This is a genomic window from Methylotenera sp., assembly GCF_030653755.1.
Lineage (GTDB): Bacteria > Pseudomonadota > Gammaproteobacteria > Burkholderiales > Methylophilaceae > Methylotenera.
In genome coordinates, this window is record NZ_JAURYU010000045.1 from 257,398 (window position 1) to 278,455 (window position 21,058).

A 21,058-nucleotide genomic window follows, 5' to 3' on the forward strand; every position below is an offset into this window, starting at 1 on the left:
TATAAAAAATTAAGGCACCCCAATTTCGAGGTGCCTTTTTAAATACTAACTGACCAAACTTAAAAACTTATACCGCTTGGTCACACTAGCGAATTAAAGCACCGATTTAACAGTTGCAACTACGTTTTCAACTGTAAAGCCAAAGTGCTTCATCAATACGCCACCAGGTGCTGATTCACCAAATGTGTCGATACCAACAACAGCGCCTTCAAGACCTACATATTTACGCCAGAAGTCTGAGTGAGCAGCTTCAACCGCCACACGTTTAACACCTGGAGTTAACACGCTATCTTTGTATGCTTTGTCTTGACGGTCAAATACGTTGGTTGATGGCATTGAAACCACGCGTACTTTAGTACCAGCAGCATTCAATTCAGCAGCCGCTTTAATAGCCAACTCTAACTCTGAACCGTTAGCGATGATGATCGCGTCTGCTTTACCAGCAACGTCTGAGAACACATAAGCACCCTTACGCATTAAGTCTAACTGTGCTGCATCGTGTTTGATGCCAGCAACGTTTTGACGGCTTAATACCAAGCTTGTTGGACCATTTTTACGCTCAACAGCAGCTACCCATGCAACAGCAGTTTCTGTTGAACTACCTGGACGCCATACAACCATGTTAGGAATATAACGTAAACCTGATGTATTTTCTATTTGTTGGTGAGTATGACCATCTTCACCTTGTCCGATAGAGTCATGTGATAAAACAGCGATAGTGCGTTGTTTCATCAATGCAGCCATACGCAATGCGCTCTTAGCATAGTCTGAGAACATGTGGAATGTACCGCCGAATGGTAACAAACCACCGTGCAATGCCATACCGTTCATGATTGCAAACATACCGAACTCACGAACACCGTAAGAGATGTAGTTACCTGGCTCTTTACCAGATACGTGTTTGAAGCTTGCAGCTGCAGTCAGGTTAGAGCCTGTTAAGTCAGCAGAACCACCTAAGAATTCTGGCAATACTGGTGCTAGTGCAGTAATCGCATTTTGTGAAGCTTTACGAGTTGCAACACCTTCTGCTTTTTCGTTAGTGGCAGCGATAAATGCATCAGTTGCTTCTTTCCAGTTAGCTGGTAAGTCACCTGCCATACGGCGTTTGAACTCAGCAGCTTCAGTTGGGAATGCTTTAGCATAAGCGTCAAACTTAGCGTTCCAGTCACCCTCTGTTTTAGAACCTTTAGCTTTTTGATCCCAACCAGCGTAAACGTCAGCAGGAATTTCAAATGGAGCATGTGGCCAACCGATAGCAGCACGTGTTGCAGCAACTTCAGCGTCACCTAATGCAGAACCGTGACAATCATGGCTACCTGATTTGTTTGGTGAACCTTTACCAATGATTGTTTTACAGCAGATTAATGATGGTTTGTCTGTTACCGCTTTAGCTGCTTTAACTGCAGCATCAATCGCGTCAGAATCATGACCATCTACTGATTGAACGTGCCAGCCATAAGCTTCAAAGCGCTTAGCTGTGTCGTCTGTGTACCAGCCTTCAATGTGACCATCGATAGAAATACCGTTGTCATCCCAGAAAGCAACCAATTTACCTAAGCCCCATGTACCAGCTAAAGCACAAGCTTCGTGTGATACACCTTCCATCATACAGCCGTCACCTAAGAAGCAATATGTGTAGTGGTCAACGATGTCGTGACCTGGTTTGTTGAATTGGCTAGCCATTAATTTTTCAGCCATTGCAAAACCAACTGCGTTGGTGATACCTTGACCTAATGGACCTGTCGTTGTTTCAATGCCTGGTGCATAGCTGTACTCTGGGTGACCAGCACATTTTGAATGCAATTGACGGAATGTCTTGATTTCATCCATAGGCAAGTCGTAACCTGTTAGATGTAATAAAGAGTAGATCAACATAGAACCGTGGCCGTTAGAAAGCACAAAGCGGTCACGATCAGCCCAGTTTGGATTTGTTGGATTGTGACGCAAGTGATGATTCCACAATACTTCTGCGATTTCAGCCATACCCATAGGCGCACCTGGGTGGCCAGAGTTAGCTTTTTGCACTGCATCCATAGATAACGCACGAATCGCATTAGCTAGGTCTTGACGTGTTGCCATTGTTTTCTCCCTAATGATTAATACTTGAGGACTTATAAAGATAGCGTTTTGCGCAAAACCTCATAAACCTAAATTGAAGTTTTCAAAAATACAGTAAATTTAACTGCTTTTACGTGAAAGCTAAATTATTGCTTAGATAGCGATTTTCGGCAAGTACAACGTAAGAAAAGTGGTGACTCTCAACAAAGCCCCACTTTCAAAATTTTGGCAAAAAAACCACTAGATTTAACTTATTTCCACTAAGCCCTGGTTCGCAACAGACTGAAGTACAGCCTCTATTGCCTTACAGTTCGCTTTAGCATCAGCAAAAGTTAAATGGGTTGGCTTATTGTTCAACACACAATCGCTAAAGTGTTCAATTTCTAGATTAAAGTGGTTACTTGGTGCAAAACGCTCTTCTGCATATTTGCCATCTTCAGTTGCCCATGAAATGACAGGCACATCATTTTGAAACACCCACGCGGCATGGCATTTCACCCAGCCTTTAGTGCCAATGATTTCATACTCTGATTTACGCGAGCGCTCAAAACTCACATCAAAATGACCAAATAGCGCACGACCTTCTGCATCGCGTCCAAAATCCAGCACGCCGCTAGTGACGATATCCGCACCGACCTCATTTAATTTAGCATATGCTATCACTGACCTTGGCTCCGCAGGCTTAGCTCTATTTACATCAACGCCCAAACCCATCACCCAACGCAAAGAGTGGATTGCATAAGGGCCGATATCCCACATCGCACCACCGCCATGCTCCACGCCACTAGCAATACGATACATGCGCGCTGGACGCATCAAAAATGAGTAGCTGGCGCGTGCGGACAGCACATCCCCAATCAGGCCCGACGCAACAATCTCTTGGATACGCGCATGTTGCGGATGAAAGCGATACATAAAGCCTTCCATCACTTTCACATTATTTTTTAGCGCTGCTTGTTCTATTTTTTCAATATCTGCGACGGTAAGTGCCATTGGCTTTTCAATCAATACATGCTTACCCGCATTGATTGCCTTAAGCGCCCATTCAGCATGCTCATTATTTGCCATTGGGCAATAAATGGCCTCCACATTAGCATCTGCAATTAGCGTATCCATCTCGTCATAACATTGCACGCCATTTACGTGGCATGGAGCATACTTCTCTAAAGTCGCTTTCGCAGCGCCTTCACGACGACTTGCAATCGCGACAAGCTGTGCGTTAGCGGCTTCCAGAATAGCAGGAAGTAAGCGTTCGTTAACACGCGCAGCACCTAATATACCCCAACGTAGCTTTCTATTTTCAGTCACTGTCTGCGTCACAATCAATCCTTTATCTTTGTAAAATCAACTTCAAACTGGCACCTTTTAAGTTCGCACTTCAACTCAAAGTAGCGCATACAATCTATCACTGCGCTACTTATGTAAGCTTAAACCCCTCATACAACTGCTCATACTGTGCCTGATGCTGTTGCAAAATGAGATGTCGCTTAATTTTCAAGGTGGGCGTTAGTAAGCCATTCTCAACCGTCCATGCCTCGTACAGTAAAACAATTTTTCTAATCTTTACATAGCCAGGGAAAAATTTCATTTGTGCGGCAACGCGACTAAGTGCAAAAACACAGGATTGACGGTCATCTAACACATCTGGCCAAGCACCAGATAAATTGTGTACATTAACCATTAGCCATTGCGCCTGATTCACCACCGCAAGCAATGCTAAATATGGCTTGCCTTCACCAACCAACATCACTTGCTCAAACAAGGGGTCCCTCAGTATCGCTGCTTCAACATCCGCAGGCGGCACTTTCTCTCCATTAGAAAGTACGATAATTTCTTTAATTCGCCCAGTAATGGTGATGCGGCCAGTCGCATCAATCTTTGCTACATCACCAGTTTTCAGCCATCCATCAGCGGTAAAAATCGCTTCGTTTGCCTCTTTATTATTCCAATACCCCTGCATCACATTGGGGCCACGCACTTCCAAGCCACTCGACTCGCCCAGCCGTACCTCCACACCTTGCAAAGTTTGCCCTACGCTATTTGGCACATTATTCTCTGCATGGTTCACAGAAATCACAGGGCTAGTTTCAGTAAGGCCATAGCCCTGAACTATCGGCACACCTAGCCCAATAAAGGTTAGCGCACTATCCGCGGACAATGCAGCCCCTCCAGCAACAGCCAAACGTAGCCGACCACCTAAACGCGCCTGTAATTTACTTGCCACTAGTTTTCTTAAAACAGGCCAAAACAAGTGTCGCCAATGCCATCTGCCTCGCCCCTGTTCATATTCAAAACGGCTATAGCCTACGGCAACCGCCAAGTCAAACAGTCGTCTGGCATAGGCAGGGCCTTTTTCTAACTTACTACGCATAGCGAGCTGAATGCGCTCAAAAATCCGCGGCACTGTCACAATGATAGTGGGTCGAACACTCGCTAAATCTTCTTGCAATTGCTGCACAGACCTTGCAAAAGCAACACTCGCGCCCGACATAATTGGCAGACAATACCCCGCCATGCGCTCTAAGGCATGTGATAATGGTAAAAATGAAAGAAAAATATCATGAGGATAGACGGCAAACACGCCCAATGAGCCCCATGCATTTTGCATTAAGTTGCCGTGCGTGAGCATTACCCCTTTTGGCTTGCCTGTTGTACCTGAGGTGTACACAATTGTTGCTAATGCGTGCGCATCTGACACGCGATGCTGGAACTCTCCAAAACTGGAGGGTTGCAACCATTCGTCAACACTGCGGATACGCGGGTCATTATCACTTTCTAACAGCGCTTTATTGGTAATCACGCGCTGCAGGCTACTAAAGTGAGCGTCTAGCATCCGAATAGAATGCCATTCATCAGCACTATTCACCAATAGCAACTTGGCGCCAGAGTCCTGCAACACATGCGCGACATTTTCAGGTCGGTCAGACACGTACAGCGGCACCGTAACCAAGCCGCAACCCAATGCTGCTTGATCAAAAATCACCCAAGCAGGACAGTTCTTGAGCATAATCGCAACGCGGTCACCAATGACAAGATTCTCGCGCATTAAAGCCTGCTGCCACTTAATTACCTCTTGCATCGTAGCTAACCATGTTAGCTCACACCACTCACTTATTTGTTCATCAAAATAGCGGTATGCAATACCATTGGGTGAACGCTTTACCCGCTCATGAAACAACCCATCTAGCGTAAATACCGCTTCTGGAGAAATATAATCCACGAGATCATGATTCATGACTGGCTTTTAGATAGACTCCTCTGGAAACCATTTAATACTACAGCCGATACTTGGAGTTTGCACTTTAGGCCCCTCACCAGTTTCTGCAATCAGTTTCATCGCGTCAAACAGATCTCTCGGGTGGTTTTCATCAGATTGACGACGGCCTGCGGCATCAAATCGACCACGATATTGCAACTCAAGATCGGCATTAAACCCAAAAAAGTCTGGTGTACAGACGGCACCATACGCTTTAGCTATTTCTTGCGTCTCATCCAGCACATAAGGGAAAGGAAAGTTAAATAACTGCGCTTCTTCCATCATGCGCTCGTAAGAGTCTTCAGGATAATTTTCAGTATCATTGCTTTGAATCGCAATCGTGTTAATGCCATACTTCAATAGCTCACGACAGTCGTCAACCAAGCGCGTTTTGATTGCTTTCACATAAGGGCAGTGGTTACAGATAAACATCACTAATAATCCGTTTTTACCTGCACTATTTGCCAGCGTGTATCGCTTACCGTCGACACCCAATAAATTGAAATCTACAGCAGGCTGACCAAAATTACATACGGGGGGATTTAAGCTGACCATCTTATTCTCCTTATTTCGTTATACTTATTACTGTGACAACGTTAACGTTTATATTATCACTTTTGCTTTATTTCTTGCTTTACTTTTGGAGTCGCCCGTTTTATGGCTAATTTGCGCTTTTACACTAACTCGCCTTTGGTAATCAATCAATCTGTTCAGCTTTCAGAAAGTGCGGCCGCCCACGCAACACGAGCACTACGTCTCGCTGAAGGGGACCATGCGATTTTGTTTAATGGTGACGGACATAATTACGACTGCACGCTTACCATCGTCAAAAAGAATAGCGTAACAGCCATCATTAACAATGCAAGCAAAGTACATAACGAATCTCCACTCAATATCACTTTATTGCAGGCGATTTCTAGCGGGGACAGAATGGACTTTACCATTCAGAAAGCCGTAGAGCTTGGGGTAAGTAATATCCAGCCAATCACCAGCAAGCGTAGCGTGGTGAAGCTATCTGCTGAACGTGCAGAGAGACGCACCGAACATTGGCAAAACATTGCTATTTCGGCATGTGAGCAATCTGGGCGCGCGTATGTGCCCAAGGTACTGCCGCCAATCTCATTTGAAAATTGGTTTAATCAGAACCCAAGTATAGGTACCACTCGCATCCTACTTAACCCGATTGGTGCAAAACGTTTAGCAGACATTCAAAAGCCAACTGGTGAGATACAGTTGCTGATTGGCGCTGAAGGGGGCCTAAGCCAAGAGGAAATCGACCTTGCAACGTCGCATCACTTTCAATCAATCTTGCTTGGGCCGCGCATTTTACGTACAGAAACTGCCGCCTTAACGGCTATTGCCGCCATGCAATTAGTATGGGGTGACTTTTAAAACTAATCACTATTAATCATGGCAATTACTTACGACCATTAGCGACTGCATATTACATTAGCTTTTACTTCACCAATGCTATAAGGCACCACCGCAGACCAAGCAGTTTCTGATTCTGGTAAGTGATAAGTTGCCAACAAGCTACCTTTTGCCATATTTTCAGCATAATATTTAATGGAAAGTGCTTTGAACTGCTTATTTTTACAATCGTGCAGCTCGAGCCACTCGGATGACATTTCACCTTTTGGTTGCTGCACATAATAGTCATTCAATGTTGAAACTGTGATTAAATTTTCGGCTTTCTGAACTGTATCAAAATCAATCAACATATTGCCATTATCGTTTGTTTGGATCATTGTCCACTCAGCAAAGGCTTTACTTGATATAAATACCAACACTAACATCATTAAATATTTACTCATTGTTTACCTGTTAATTATTATGTAAATTGCAATTTTGATACTAGAGTTTATCGGATAACGATTAATAACTGGATAATTATTCATCTAATTGTGCGTAAGTTTATATACTAGACAATACTGAAAACAGATTAATCTCAATATCTCACCCAAAGTGAATCAAAGTTAACCAACAGCTGAATATGCAAGAAAAACCATCACCATGGATCATGAAGTTTGCGCCACTGATTAAAAACAAAGGTCGCGTACTAGACCTTGCTTGCGGCAAAGGGCGCCATGCCATTTGGCTAGCACAACAAGGTTATCAGGTTGACGCAATAGACCACGACTCAATGGCAACGTCAAGCATGAATGATATCGAGAATATCAATGTTGTGATCCGCGATCTTGAAACTAGCGAACTGCCAAAATTTGGGCACGCTTACGATGGCATTGTCGTTAGCCGCTATCTGCATAGACCATTATTAACGCTACTCGCAGACATACTCAACCCTGATGGCATACTCATTTACGAAACATTCATGAAGGGTAACGAGCATTGCGGCAAACCTAGCAACCCTGATTTTCTTTTATTGCCAGATGAGCTACGTAACACTTACGCGCCATTACTTACCGTGATTGACTTTGAGCAAGGTGAAGAACGCGAACCCAGTCCAGCAGTAATACAACGCATTTGCGCCAAAAAGATTACTTAACAGTCACCCACTAGAGCTAATTTAATTCATGTGCAGAATACATGTTTAAATTGTATTAATTACAAATTTGTTTTATATTAATGTAAATATTACAAATTAATTGGTATTTAATCATGTCACTTGGTCATTGCATTCGTAGCAAGCGTAAATCACTCAATTTAACGCTACAGCAACTTGCCTCTAAAATAGATGCGGATGCTGGCAATTTATCTCGTATCGAACGCGGCGAACTTGGCGTTTCAGAATCATTATTACGCAAAATCGCAGCCGCACTAGCAACGACGCCTGCGAGCCTTTACGCTGAAAGTGATGCCACGCCACGCCAATTAAATGAGCAAGCACCCACTTACATCGTTAATCAAACAGAGTCCGTGAGCAGCATCAATGCTAACACCAGCGCCAAAGATTTTGTTCAGTGGTTCCGTTCGGCAACACCTTATATCCACGCATTTGGCGGACGAACCTTTGTGATTGCTTTTGGTGGAGAAGTGGTGAGCGACCAGCAGTTCATTTCACTCTCGCACGACCTAAATCTACTAGCCAGCTTAGAAGTGAGATTAGTGCTAGTACATGGCTCACGCCCACAAATTGAAAAACGCCTTAAACGTGACAACATCACCCCACTGCTACATAACGGATTACGTGTCACAGATGATGCCGCAATGGAAGCTGTAAAAGAAGCTAACGGCGCTATCCGTGTAGAAATTGAAGCGTTATTATCGATGGGGATTGCCAACTCACCGATGGCTGGCGCAGACATCCGCGTGGCGAGCGGCAACTTTGTGACAGCAAAACCATTGGGGGTGCATGATGGTGTAGATCTTCAACACACTGGCGAAGTACGTAAAGTCGATGCCATTGGCATCCAAAAACGACTAGATGACAACGAAATGGTATTACTATCGCCGCTTGGCTACTCTCCAACAGGCGAGGCATTCAACTTAAGCTTGGAAGACGTAGCGGTAAGTACGGCCATTGCATTAGATGCAGATAAGCTTATTTTCTTAATGGACTCAGAAGGGGTGCACAATTTACGTGGAGAACTCCTGCGCGAGATGACGGCCGAAAAAGCTAAAAATCTATTAAGAAATGTACGTGAAACTGAGCAAGCCATTAACATATCAGAAGACGTCACCTACTACCTACCAGCCGCAGTACGTGCCTGTGAGCAAGGCGTAGCCAGAACACATATGATTAGCCGCCATATTGATGGCGCCATCATTCAAGAGCTATTCACGCTTGACGGCATTGGCACCATGGTCACTGAACTCAGCTTAGAAAGCATGCGCCAGGCTAATATTGATGATGTTGGCGGCATCCTGAAGTTAATCGAACCCCTAGAAAACGATGGCATTTTAGTGCGCCGCGGCCGTGAGCGACTAGAAATGGAAATCGACCATTTTCATGTCATGGAGCACGATAATCGTATTATCGGCTGTGCAGCACTGTACCCTTTTGAGTCAGAAAAAACCGCTGAGTTTGCATGCCTTGCCATAGACCCAGCTTACCGCGGTGGTGGTCGCGGTGATAAATTATTTTATTACTGCGCCAATGTTGCCAAAGAGCGTGGGCTTAAAAGCTTATTTTGCCTCACAACGCGGACCGAGCACTGGTTCTTGGAACGCGGATTCACCGAACAAAGTGTTGAAAAGCTCCCAACTGAAAAACAAAAACTTTACAATTTTCAACGCAAATCTAAGGTGTTTAGCAAAACATTGTAAACAAATTTTAGTTACAATAACGGAAACCAAATTGACCAAAATCTAAGCTCACGGAAAACTCATGCTAAACCAATCAACCGCTGCAAAAAAAGCAAAGACGCTAGCTGAAGCGTTACCTTATATTAAACGTTTTTTTGATAAAACCATTGTCATTAAATACGGCGGCAACGCAATGACCGATGAGCATTTAAAAGAATGCTTTGCAAAAGATGTAGTGCTGTTAAAACTGGTGGGCATGAACCCTGTGGTGGTACACGGTGGAGGTCCACAGATCAACGAAATGTTGGATAAGCTAGGCAAAAAAGGCGAGTTTATTCAAGGCATGCGCGTCACCGATGAAGAAACCATGGATGTTGTTGAAATGGTACTCGGTGGGCAAGTCAATAAAGAGATTGTGAATTTAATCAACCGTCACGGCGGTAAGGCTGTTGGCTTAACTGGGCAAGATGGTAATTTCATTCATGCACACAAACTCTTAATGGCAGATAAAGACGACGCCACCAAGATGATTGATATTGGGCAAGTGGGTGAAATTTCCGCCATTGACCCTAGTATTATCAACTTCTTAGACACTGGCGACTTTATCCCTGTTGTGGCACCTATCGGCGTAGGTGTTGATGGCGAAACATACAATATTAATGCAGACGTAGTAGCAGGCAAGCTTGCTGAAATACTCAATGCTGAAAAATTGATTTTACTCACCAACACACCTGGCGTGCTGGATAAAAATGGCGAGCTACTCACGGGCTTAACACCTAGGCAAATTGACGACATGGTGGCAGATGGTACGCTCTCAGGCGGCATGCTACCTAAAATCAGCTCAGCCCTAGATGCTGCGCGCAGCGGTGTCAAAGCTGTGCATATTATTGATGGACGTGTTGAACATGCCTTACTGTTAGAAGTGCTAACAGACGAGGGCGTAGGTACGCTCATTAAAGCAAAATAAATATCAGGCACAGGTCAACCCTCAAGCAATACTTGAGCATGCGTGGCATATCAAAGATATCGCAACGCAATCTGTGCCGATTCACAATAAGCGACTAGCGCCAAGCATGAGCAGAATCTGGATTTTTGACCTAGACGACACCCTGCACAATGCAAGTGCGCATATATTTCCTGTCATGAATCGCGCCATGACACAGTACATCATGGATGAACTCTTACTGTGCGAACCAGAGGCCCATGCACTACGTCAGCGTTATTGGCGCATTTACGGTGCCACGCTCAAAGGTCTCATGCGGCACCACGGTACAAATCCACATCACTTCTTGCTTGAAACACACCGTTTGACGACGTTGCACGATATGGTCATTCAAACCAAGCGATTGAAACACATGTTGAACTCACTCTCTGGGCGTAAGTTAGTGTTCACCAACGCCCCGCGAAGTTATGCTACTCGGGTACTTGAACTCTTAGGCATTGCAGATGTATTTGAGTTGATTTTTAGCGTGGAATCTACAAAATTTCATGCAAAACCATCAACACGAGGCTTCCAATGTTTACTCAAAACGATTAACGCAAAAGCAAGCGACTGCGTGATGCTAGAAGACAGTCTTCCCGCGCTCATGACAGCCAAGCGCCTAGGGATGAAAACCATTTGGATATCAAAAAAGCTACACAAGCCAAATTTTGTAGATTATCGGCTCTCCTCAGTGTTAGCACTTACTCACATTAAGCTATAATTCAAAAAAATCATTTGTTAGGAAAACCATATGGCAGGCGAACGTAAACAACAAATTCTAGAAACTTTGGCAAAAATGTTGGAATCTCCAAAAAGAGAGAAAATCACCACAGCAGCATTAGCAGCAAAATTAGAAGTGAGCGAAGCTGCACTTTATCGCCACTTTGCCAATAAAGCGCAAATGTTTGAAGGTTTGATTTTGTTTATTGAAGAAACTATTTTTGGCCTGATTAATAAAATCAGTACAGAAGAACCTGAAGGCCTCAGACAAATACAGCGTATTGTGACCATGCTCATGGTATTTGCAGAAAAGAACTCTGGCATGACCCGTGTACTGATTGGTGATGCATTGGTGAATGAGGATGACAAACTACAACTGCGTATTAACCAACTTTATGATCGCATTGAAGTCACACTCAAGCAATGTTTACGCATAGCCGAAGCGCAAACTGGTCACAAGAGTGATGCCGAAGCGCAAGCAAATTTAATTACTTGCTATATCATCGGACGCTGGAACCAATATGCTAAAAGTGGTTTCAAACGTAAACCTACTGAGTTTATTGAGCAACAACTGCCTAACCTTTTATAACGCCTATTAAAAATGCGTTATCAAGGGAAAATTATCAAATGGCATGACGATAAGGGCTATGGATTTGTACGAGCAACAAGCGATAGTAAAGATGTGTTTCTACATATTTCAGACATTCGCCACTTGAATAAAAGACCAGAGATTAACGAACTAGTCAGCTATGAGTTAATGAAAGATGATAGAGGTAGATTTCGTGCCACCAATGTAGCCTATCAAACTAGCTCAACTAGCATTAAAAGCATTGAAAAACCGACCAAGTTAAACTCGGCCTTTTTAATGTTTATTTTGATATTTTTTACATTGGTGACTGAAAGAACGCTCAAAGGGTTCTTACCTGTTACTTTTACTTTGATTGTGATTGGTTCTAACTTATTACTATTTTTATACTATTATCAGGATAAAACATCTGCTGTTAAAAAAACTTGGCGTACGCAGGAGTCAACGCTTCACTGGTTAAGCTTAATTGGTGGTTGGCCTAGTGCATATCTAGCGCAAAAACTTTTTAACCATAAACACAAGAAGCAATCTTTTGTGGTGACATACAGACTCACAGCTTTAATAAACTGCATTGCTGTGATGCTGTACTCACTGCCTTACTTACAGAATATGTTGATTTCACTTCTCACGAAATAACACATTTAAGCTTAAATACAATGGAGATAAAGTTGGAAGGTACAATTTTTGGTTTTACTGAAGCGCAAATCACCGAATTTGGCATGACATTTGGTGTAGGTGGTTTAATGCTGCTCATGTTATTTATTGTTGGGCATCTGGCTTGGGAATCAAAAGCTGGTAAGTTTGGCGCATTTGTATTATTTCTTGGCTTAACTTTTGGCTTAGTGGGATATGTAGCGAAATACTTTATTCAAAATTCGCTTGGTATTTAAACTTAGCATTTAAATGAAGTAGTACCCTATTTGGCAGAAACATCAACAATCTCAGCGTTTAGCAAGCGCATCATTTGTTAATCAACCATGCTATGCACGTATTTAAAGCACGCGCTTAATTGCTTCAACTCTGGCCTCAAAAATTGCAGTCTTGATTTTTTCTACATCACTTTGTTTGCTGGCAATCGCACCTGCATCTACACTTGATGCTGCCCCCAACACTTTACGCATTAAATCAGCGGCTGGCGTCGGACAGCCTTCTAAGCCTGTTCTGCCACGTGAGTCTGCCTCACATGCTTGTAAAAAATCATTGAATCGTTCTGGCTGCCTAATGGCATCTAGCTGGATAAGGAACTCTAACAAGGTACTAGGACGCATTTCCAATGACTGATATAACTTACCGTGAAATTTGGCCACCATCACGGCAAGTTCTTTACAGTCATTCGGTACCCGTAAGCGTTTACATACGTCTTTTACCAAATGCGCCCCGCGCTCTTCATGCCCAATATGGCGCGGTAGGATTTCTTTAGGTGTTGTTCCTTTGCCGAGGTCATGCATTAGCGCAGCAAAACGCACTGACAATGAAAAATCTTTTTGTGCTGCATAATCAAGCACTAGCATCACATGAACGCCTGTATCAACCTCAGGGTGATGTTGAGGTGGTTGTGGAACACCCCAAAGCTTATCCAGCTCGGGAATAATCCTATTTAAGGCGCCACACGACCGTAACACCTCAAACATACGCGCAGGATTTTTCTCCATTAAGCCTTTAGCAAGCTCTTGCCAAACACGCTCAGCCACCAAAGCATCCACTTCACCAGCTTCTACCATTTGCTGCATCAAATTTAAGGTTTCTGGTGCTATATTAAAATCTGCTAACCGTGCTGAAAACCGTGCAATGCGCAAAATACGCACGGGATCTTCCACAAAGGCATGCCCTACGTGACGTAATGTTTTCGACTTGATGTCTTCAAGACCATGAAATGGGTCAACAAGCTCTCCCGCTTCGCTCTTTGCGATGGCGTTAATCGTTAAATCACGCCTTGCTAGATCTTGCTCTAAGGTGATTTCTGGTGAAGCATGTACGACAAAACCTTTATAGCCTTTTGCAGTTTTACGTTCTGTACGTGCGAGTGCATATTCATCCTGTGTTTTAGGGTGCAAAAATACAGGGAAATCTTTTCCTACAGGCCTAAAACCAGCGGCGACCATTTGTTCGGGAGTGCTACCGACGACGAGATAGTCTTTATCTTTGATAGGATAACCTAACAACTCATCACGGACTGCTCCACCAACAATGTAGGTTTGCATGACACTGTCCATTACTTTACCTAAGTTATAAGCCCAAACTAACGTGCCGCTGCACTACGAAAACGATCATAAGCGCCACGCGCCGTGCGATCAACTAAGTACTCAGGCAACACTGCTTCTAATGCGCTGGGCTCTACTGCTAAAACCGCTGGTAGTGGGTACTGACTAACGCTATCAACTTCCATAGACTTGATATTGTCGCGTGACATGAGTTTTACTGGCAAAAACTCCATCATCAAAGCCTGCCCATATGAAAGCGTATTATTTAAACCAATAATGCTGCGTTTAACTGCCAAAACTCGCATGATTTGCTGTAGTAATTCGCGGAATGTATACACTTTGGGACCTGCCAACTCGTAGGTCTGACCATAAGTTTTAGTGTTTTCTAAGCTATTCAAAAAACAACTAGCAACATCTTCTACCCAAATAGGCTGAAACTTAGCATTGGGTTTTGCAAGTAATACCACAGGTAATAATTTAATTAGCGTTGCAAACAAATTCGTAAATTTATCACCACGCCCAAAAATAATAGAAGGCTTAAATATCGTGATATTGATTTTATCGTGCAATGCATTTAATGCGGCCTCACCTGCTGCTTTTGAACGCAAATATTGACTTGGGGCATGTTCATCCGCACGTAAACTACTCATCTGGATGAGGCGTTTGATGCCTAAATCAGCACAAATCTTTGCAAGCTGCGCTGGCAACTGGTGGTGGACAGTATTGAAACTTAATCGACTACTTTGATGCAAAATGCCAATCAAATTAATCACTGCATCAGCACCTCTTAGTACAGCATTAAGCGCGTGGTAATCCAACACATTACACTCAACCACGCTCACATTAGGTAACAAAAATAAATGCTTGGCAGATTCTCTTCTGCGCGTTAACACGGTGACTTTGTATCCAGCAGCATCTAACTTAGCAACGACAGCGCTACCAACAAACCCAGAACCACCCAACACACATATTTTTTTTAATTGCATGACTATCCCTCTAACTTCTCTAGTTCACTCTAAACATCGCTAGTGATCCACCAAACGCTGGTGATATAGCGATGACTTAATTCTTAATCGATTTCAACATTCATTAATTTAATTACATGCTCATGCACAACTCAAACCATTACTCTGCATCCACTAAAATCACTTCTGACTTGACACGGCCTGGCACTGTGCCCATTCTAGCCTTTAGACTTTGTGCAAGATGTCCTAATCTTGGTGCGTAAAGTTGTGCATTTGCCATCACTTTTTGCACATAACCTCTGGTTTCACTAAATGGAATAGTCTCAATATAAATAGCTGCCTCTAGGGGCTCATCCGCCACCCAACGACGTGCACGACTTGGGCCAGCGTTGTAGGCCGCAGTAGCCATCACGGCTTGACCATTCATCATGTCCAATGTGTAACGCATATAGTAGGTACCAATGCCAACATTGAAGTTTATATCATGAATCATCTCATGGCTGTAATCTCGCAAACCCATGCGTTGGGCAGCCCATTTAGCAGTAGCTGGCATTAGTTGCATTAGCCCAGAGGCACCCACACCCGATTTTGCATAATGCATAAATCTGCTTTCTTGGCGCGTTAAGCCATAAATCCAGGCTTCATCTATGTTTTCATTCACCGCTGCAGCTCTAAATAAATCTCGGTACGGCGTTGGGTAACGTAAATTAAAGTCATGCAACTGCTTAGTATTGTCAGCTGTACTGATCGCAATGTCATACCATTTCTGGCGCTGTGCATACTCAGCCGCAGCTAATAACTGTTTATCGTCAAAATCACGGGTGGCCCACACCCACTCAGCTTTTGCCTCCCAGCGCATATCCAACTTTTGTAGCGCTAGTGCGCGTTTAATGGCAGGTTGACTAGCAATTGCTGTCACCTCTAGCTCACTGGGCGTATATTGCAGTTGCGGACTATTCATGACATTACCTAACTCTTCCAGCGCAAGCCAGCCATAGTAATGACGCTCGATAGATAATGGACCCAATATTTTATTAGCTTCAACCAGCATGTTTTTTTCTTTGAATGCTCGGCCCTTCCAATAGCGCCAAGCACCTTCTTGCTGTTGCTCTGCATTCATCCTACCAATCGCATCTAACAATACATCCCAGTTTTGCGCTCGCATCGCCGCACGCGCCATCCATGCCAGCTGCTCTTTATCCAATGAGGTTTGATTTGATTTTGCATAAAATTCAAGCGCTTGGGGGTGATGATTACGCGCAGCATGATAAGCAATGCGTCCCCATGCAAAAGCCGCATCAGCCTGCGACCATTGTGATTGCAACTGCTGATTGACTGTTACTGCATCATTAAGGCTAGTGCGTGCTAAGCGGTCAAGCGCATAAAAGTTCACCTCTATATCATCTCGCGCTTTAAACGAAGGCGTCTTTAATACAGTTTTCTTGTTGTTGATTTTGACGTTAACGGTTTTATTGGTCAGCAATAGCTTAGGTGTTTGATTCGCAACATCCAAGAGTGCTATGTTGTTTTTACCAAATGCTGGCAAACGAGCAATGATGTTCTTAGCGACATTCAATTTCCCATCATGCAAAGCCAGTCTTAGCCTTTCCCAAACATCGTTTGTACTAAGCACACCAGCTTGTTGCATTACATCAAACAATGGCGTGCAGCTAGTTGGCAGATCTGCAGAACTGAACCAGATTTTTTTAGCTTGCGCGACCACATCTTGATGCTCAAACTGGCTTTTTCCATACAATGCATAACATTCAACGGCGTTATCTGTCCGCTTAAAGTGTTGATAATGCTCAAAAAACAACGCCCAATCCTGTTTTTTACCTAGCGCCTTTAACCATTCACCTCGCAAACGATCAACAAAAGCCATGTCCGCATATTGTGTCATAAAGGCTTGCACCTCAGCATTATCAGCTTGTTCCAACCTCAGCAACATTAGCCAATAAGCAGCATAGGGTGCTAAAACATACTGCTGCTTGTTAAGTTGACTAACATCTTCAGTGAGTGACAGTTCATTTCTTTTTGCATAAGCCTCGCGGGCGTGCTCAAACAACGCCTGATCAGACATCGCAGCTACATGGCCTGATAGCAATAACATGGCTAACCAAAGCTTACTCACATGTCGCGATGGAAATAGATTTGGTCTTATTTTGAATAGGCTAAACATAAAGGATACGACGCAACACAAAGAGTACAGCGGTGACTATGACCAGAAAAAACGTATATTTAATAGTTTGTTTGAAGTAATGCAGATACTTTTTATCGCTTGATAACAAATACAAGCCTAGTAACACCATGGCGGTAATCACTAATAAAACGAACATCAGGCGAATCATTAACATATACGCCTCCTCTTAATAATGACTAATCTTACTTGACTGTATAAACAGTAATGCTTGCTTAGCGGTGCTAATACGCAGGCTTTGCCTGCAATTGGTTAGGCTGTGACAAGAAAGACGCTGGTGCATCTTCCTGTTTTTCAAAGGTAGTATATTCCCACGCAGTTTCATCTTGCATGAGCGCGCGCAACAATTGGTTATTCAATGCATGGCCTGATTTATAAGCATAAAAAGCGCCTAATATTGGATGACCCAGCATATATAAATCACCAATTGCGTCTAATACTTTATGCTTCACGAATTCATCGTCATAACGCAACCCATCCGCATTCAATACACGATACTCATCTAGCACAATCGCGTTATCTAAACTACCGCCACGCGCTAAACCATTTGAGCGTAAATACTCAACTTCATGCATAAAACCAAAAGTACGTGCACGGCTAATTTCTTTAATATAAGAATCGGCAGCAAAATCTATTTTGACGTTATTGCCAGAGTTTTCAAATACAGGATGATTAAAATCAATCGTAAAGTCTATCTTGAAGCCATGATAAGGCTCAAACCTAACCCATTTATCACCCTCTTTCACTTCTACCGTCTTTTTAATCCGGATGAATTTTTTAGCGGCCGCTTGTTCAACGATGCCCGCTTCTTGCAGTAAAAATACAAAAGGACCTGAGCTTCCATCCATAATCGGGATTTCAGAAGCATCAACCTCTACATACACATTGTCCACACCCAAGCCAGCAAGTGCAGACATGACATGCTCAACAGTGGCAACGCGTGCGCCATTGGACTCCAGCGCAGAACACATTCTTGTGTCATGCACTACGCCAGGAGTAGCCAAGATTTCATTAGGTTGAGGCAGATCAACCCGTTTGAAAACAATACCAGTGTCAGGTGCAGCTGGGCGGAGGGTAAGAGTAACCTTTTCGCCATTGTGCAACCCAACGCCTGTGGCGCTTATCGCTTTTTTAAGTGTACGTTGCTTTAACATGCCTAATCTATTTCCATTCTCTAAGTTCTAGTGCCGTCAGCTGCAGTGCAGTCAGTATCAGTACCGAGCGCTTACCCACTACCAAACCTGCCAGCTATCAAAGCCTATATTTTGCCTTACAAATCAATTAAATAATAACATAATTCACGGCGACAGCTTTTCGCTGGCTATATTGCCCTATCAACACAGCCCTTAGCAGAATGTCACTTAGTCAGCTTGTTTACGTAAAAATGCTGGGATGTCATATTCTTCAACCCCTGACATTTTCATTGCTTCAACTTGCGCACGACGGCTATTTGAGCCAAACACTGCTGGCGCTTCATCATCGGTAGCGATGTTTGCATTACCAACAAAAATCGGTTGGTTAGTGGTGCCATCACGTACTACTTGTTGTGGCATCACACGCAACTCTGGTTTTTGCTGACGGCGTTGTGCGCCAGTCAAACCTGTTGCCACCATGGTGACGCGTAAGCCATCGCCCATGCTGTCGTCAAATACGTTACCTACGATCACGGTTGCGTCTTCTGCTGTGAATGCTTTAATCGTGTTCATCACATCATAGTATTCTTTCATTTTGAAAGCACTTGAAGTGGTGATATTCACTAAAACGCCACGTGCATTAGCTAAGTTGACATCTTCAAGCAATGGACTTGCCACTGCTTGCTCAGCAGCAATACGCGCGCGATCTGGGCCTGTTGCTAATGCAGAACCCATCATAGCCATACCCATTTCAGACATCACAGTGCGTACGTCAGCAAAGTCAACGTTCACCATACCTGCGCAATTGATGATTTCGGCAATGCCTGAAACCGCATTGTGCAATACGTCGTTAGCTGCCCTAAATGCTTCTAGGAACGGTACATCCTCGCCCAACACTTCCATCAATTTCTCGTTAGGAATCACAATCAGTGAATCCACATACTTTGATAACTCATCTAGACCATCAGATGCGACTTTAGTGCGTTTTCCTTCGAATGCAAAAGGTTTAGTCACCACTGCAACCGTTAAAATACCCATTTCTTTAGCGATTTGTGCAATCACTGGTGCAGCGCCTGTACCTGTACCACCACCCATACCCGCAGTGATAAATAACATATCAGCGCCCTCAATCAGCTCTGCAATTGCGTCGCGATCTTCTAATGCTGCTTCACGACCCACTTCAGGTTTTGCACCTGCGCCCAAGCCACGTGTCATTGCCTCGCCAATTTGCAATACTGTTTTTGCTTGGCTCTTTTTCAAAGCTTGCATATCAGTATTCGCGCAAATAAATTCAACGCCACCCACATTTTTTTCAATCATGTGCGCAACCGCGTTGCCGCCGCAACCACCTACACCAATGACCTTAATCACGGCTTCTTGCGAATTTTTTTCCATAATTTCAAACATTTTACTGCCTCCTCTTTTTTAGCTTTCGATTTTACTGGTACTTCTGCCTTACTACTTTTCACTGCTAAACACTTACTGCCACTTACAAATTACCATTTAAAAATTACCTTGGAACCAACTCTTCATTCTTTCTAAAATACGTCCAAATGAGCTTGATTCCATTTGACCACTTAAATGCCGCTCTAACTGTTGCTTGCCCATTAACACCAAGCCTACGCCTGTGGCATAACGTGGATTGCTCACCACTTCTGATAAGCCACCTACATAACGCGGCATGCCTAAACGTACTGGCATATGGAATATTTCTTCACCCAACTCCACCATGCCGCGCATCATGGCTGAACCACCAGTAATGACAATGCCTGATGCAATCATGTCTTCCATACCACTGCGACGTAATTCGTTTAACACCAATTCATAAAGTTCAACCACGCGCGGCTCTAGCACCTCAGCCAGTGTTTGCACTGATAACTGACGTGGATCACGTCCATCAACACCTGGCACTTCAACCACCTCACGTGGATCAGCCAATTGACGCAGTGCACAGCCGTGCTTAATCTTGATATCTTCTGCAGATTGCGTTGGGGTACGGAAAGCAACCGCTACATCGTTAGTCATTTGATCGCCAGCAATTGGCACCACTGCGGTATGGCGAATGGCGCCTTGTTTGAATACTGCGATATCAGTGGTTCCACCACCAATATCCACTAAACAAACACCTAACTCTTTTTCATCTTCTGTTAACACCGCTAGGCTTGAAGCCAATGGTTGTAAAATCAGATCACTGACTTCAATGCCACAGCGCTTGATACATTTCACAATATTCTGTGCTGCAGCAACGGCGCCAGTCACGATGTGTACCTTCACTTCTAATTTCATACCACTCATACCTAGCGGCTCACGCACATCTTCTTGCCCATCAATAATGAACTCTTGGGTAAGGATATGTAGAATTTGCTGATCTGCTGGCAGTGCAATCGCACGTGCTGTTTCTATCACACGATCTACATCCATTTGTGTAACTTCAGCATCTTTAATCTTCACCATGCCGTGTGAGTTCAGACTCTTGATATGACTACCAGCAATGCCTGTGTAAACATTGTTGATTTTGCAATCAGCCATCAGCTCAGCTTCTTCTAGGGCACGCTGAATAGACTGCATGGTAGATTCAATATTCACGACCACACCTTTTTTAAGACCGCGTGAAACATGTTGACCTAGACCAATCACCTTTAAGGTACCTTCAGGCTGCAACTCAGCAACAATCGCCACAATTTTAGAGGTGCCTATATCCAAGCCTACAATCAAATTCTTATCTTCTTTTATTCTGCTCATTCTTCATCCCTT

Annotated in this window: 20 protein-coding genes; 8 read left to right on the top strand and 12 right to left on the bottom strand. The window is 43.7% G+C overall.

Features of this window, described 5'->3' with window-relative positions; genetic code table 11:
- Positions 1 to 93: 93 nt before the first annotated feature.
- From tkt to Q7U33_RS09300, 4 genes are all read right to left on the bottom strand, one after another.
- Positions 94 to 2,079, bottom strand: a complete 1,986-nt coding sequence (gene tkt / locus Q7U33_RS09285; protein ID WP_304860046.1) for a transketolase — start codon at positions 2,077 to 2,079, stop codon at positions 94 to 96.
- 225 nt (positions 2,080 to 2,304) lie between these two features.
- Entirely contained in the window at positions 2,305 to 3,381 is a 1,077-nt protein-coding gene (locus Q7U33_RS09290; RefSeq protein WP_370652003.1) for a Gfo/Idh/MocA family protein, read from the bottom strand.
- Positions 3,382 to 3,475: 94 nt separating this feature from the next.
- Complete coding sequence (locus Q7U33_RS09295; protein WP_304860049.1) at positions 3,476 to 5,293, bottom strand: long-chain fatty acid--CoA ligase; 1,818 nt, start codon at positions 5,291 to 5,293, stop codon at positions 3,476 to 3,478.
- A gap of 9 nt (positions 5,294 to 5,302) precedes the next feature.
- On the bottom strand, positions 5,303 to 5,869 hold the full coding sequence (locus Q7U33_RS09300; RefSeq protein WP_304860051.1) for a thioredoxin family protein: 567 nt from the start codon (positions 5,867 to 5,869) through the stop codon (positions 5,303 to 5,305).
- A 102-nt stretch (positions 5,870 to 5,971) separates the two neighbouring features.
- On the opposite strand from Q7U33_RS09300, the gene Q7U33_RS09305 reads away from it, so the two are divergent.
- Positions 5,972 to 6,706 (top strand): 16S rRNA (uracil(1498)-N(3))-methyltransferase, encoded by a 735-nt coding sequence (locus Q7U33_RS09305; RefSeq protein WP_304860052.1) that lies wholly within the window; start codon positions 5,972 to 5,974, stop codon positions 6,704 to 6,706.
- A 38-nt stretch (positions 6,707 to 6,744) separates the two neighbouring features.
- Here the strand turns inward: Q7U33_RS09305 and Q7U33_RS09310 are convergent, their stop codons facing one another.
- Positions 6,745 to 7,128 (bottom strand): surface-adhesin E family protein, encoded by a 384-nt coding sequence (locus Q7U33_RS09310; RefSeq protein ID WP_304860055.1) that lies wholly within the window; start codon positions 7,126 to 7,128, stop codon positions 6,745 to 6,747.
- A 179-nt stretch (positions 7,129 to 7,307) separates the two neighbouring features.
- Here Q7U33_RS09310 and Q7U33_RS09315 point away from each other — a divergent pair, with 179 nt between their 5' ends.
- From Q7U33_RS09315 to Q7U33_RS09345, 7 genes are all read left to right on the top strand, one after another.
- Positions 7,308 to 7,820 (top strand): bifunctional 2-polyprenyl-6-hydroxyphenol methylase/3-demethylubiquinol 3-O-methyltransferase UbiG, encoded by a 513-nt coding sequence (locus Q7U33_RS09315; RefSeq protein WP_304860057.1) that lies wholly within the window; start codon positions 7,308 to 7,310, stop codon positions 7,818 to 7,820.
- A gap of 113 nt (positions 7,821 to 7,933) precedes the next feature.
- Positions 7,934 to 9,541: an amino-acid N-acetyltransferase gene (argA, locus tag Q7U33_RS09320; RefSeq protein ID WP_304860059.1), complete on the top strand. Its 1,608-nt coding sequence runs from the start codon at positions 7,934 to 7,936 to the stop codon at positions 9,539 to 9,541.
- Between the two features lie 61 nt (positions 9,542 to 9,602).
- Positions 9,603 to 10,487, top strand: a complete 885-nt coding sequence (gene argB / locus Q7U33_RS09325) for an acetylglutamate kinase (protein ID WP_304860061.1) — start codon at positions 9,603 to 9,605, stop codon at positions 10,485 to 10,487.
- Positions 10,488 to 10,593: 106 nt separating this feature from the next.
- Positions 10,594 to 11,223 (top strand): pyrimidine 5'-nucleotidase, encoded by a 630-nt coding sequence (locus Q7U33_RS09330; RefSeq protein WP_304860063.1) that lies wholly within the window; start codon positions 10,594 to 10,596, stop codon positions 11,221 to 11,223.
- Positions 11,224 to 11,253: 30 nt separating this feature from the next.
- Positions 11,254 to 11,811 carry a nucleoid occlusion factor SlmA gene (gene slmA / locus Q7U33_RS09335; RefSeq protein WP_304860066.1) on the top strand — a complete coding sequence of 186 codons (558 nt, stop codon included), beginning with the start codon at positions 11,254 to 11,256 and terminating at the stop codon, positions 11,809 to 11,811.
- 12 nt (positions 11,812 to 11,823) lie between these two features.
- On the top strand, positions 11,824 to 12,444 hold the full coding sequence (locus Q7U33_RS09340) for a cold shock and DUF1294 domain-containing protein (RefSeq protein WP_304860069.1): 621 nt from the start codon (positions 11,824 to 11,826) through the stop codon (positions 12,442 to 12,444).
- Positions 12,445 to 12,476: 32 nt separating this feature from the next.
- Positions 12,477 to 12,698, top strand: a complete 222-nt coding sequence (locus Q7U33_RS09345; RefSeq protein ID WP_304860071.1) for a DUF2788 domain-containing protein — start codon at positions 12,477 to 12,479, stop codon at positions 12,696 to 12,698.
- A 102-nt stretch (positions 12,699 to 12,800) separates the two neighbouring features.
- On the opposite strand, the gene Q7U33_RS09350 is transcribed toward Q7U33_RS09345, so the two are convergent.
- From Q7U33_RS09350 to ftsA, 7 genes are all read right to left on the bottom strand, one after another.
- Positions 12,801 to 14,009 carry a multifunctional CCA addition/repair protein gene (locus Q7U33_RS09350; RefSeq protein ID WP_304860074.1) on the bottom strand — a complete coding sequence of 403 codons (1,209 nt, stop codon included), beginning with the start codon at positions 14,007 to 14,009 and terminating at the stop codon, positions 12,801 to 12,803.
- Between the two features lie 38 nt (positions 14,010 to 14,047).
- Positions 14,048 to 14,995: a complex I NDUFA9 subunit family protein gene (locus Q7U33_RS09355; RefSeq protein ID WP_304860077.1), complete on the bottom strand. Its 948-nt coding sequence runs from the start codon at positions 14,993 to 14,995 to the stop codon at positions 14,048 to 14,050.
- A gap of 139 nt (positions 14,996 to 15,134) precedes the next feature.
- Positions 15,135 to 17,084 carry a lytic transglycosylase domain-containing protein gene (locus Q7U33_RS09360; protein WP_304860080.1) on the bottom strand — a complete coding sequence of 650 codons (1,950 nt, stop codon included), beginning with the start codon at positions 17,082 to 17,084 and terminating at the stop codon, positions 15,135 to 15,137.
- 61 nt (positions 17,085 to 17,145) lie between these two features.
- Positions 17,146 to 17,328: a hypothetical protein gene (locus Q7U33_RS09365; RefSeq protein ID WP_304860082.1), complete on the bottom strand. Its 183-nt coding sequence runs from the start codon at positions 17,326 to 17,328 to the stop codon at positions 17,146 to 17,148.
- 67 nt (positions 17,329 to 17,395) lie between these two features.
- Positions 17,396 to 18,325: a UDP-3-O-acyl-N-acetylglucosamine deacetylase gene (gene lpxC, locus Q7U33_RS09370; RefSeq protein WP_304860085.1), complete on the bottom strand. Its 930-nt coding sequence runs from the start codon at positions 18,323 to 18,325 to the stop codon at positions 17,396 to 17,398.
- A gap of 207 nt (positions 18,326 to 18,532) precedes the next feature.
- A complete protein-coding gene (gene ftsZ / locus Q7U33_RS09375; RefSeq protein ID WP_304860088.1) occupies positions 18,533 to 19,711 on the bottom strand; it encodes a cell division protein FtsZ in 1,179 nt (392 codons plus the stop codon).
- Between the two features lie 96 nt (positions 19,712 to 19,807).
- The gene (ftsA, locus tag Q7U33_RS09380; RefSeq protein WP_304860090.1) at positions 19,808 to 21,046 is read right to left on the bottom strand and encodes a cell division protein FtsA; all 1,239 of its coding nucleotides are present in this window, start codon (positions 21,044 to 21,046) and stop codon (positions 19,808 to 19,810) included.
- Positions 21,047 to 21,058 lie beyond the last annotated feature (12 nt).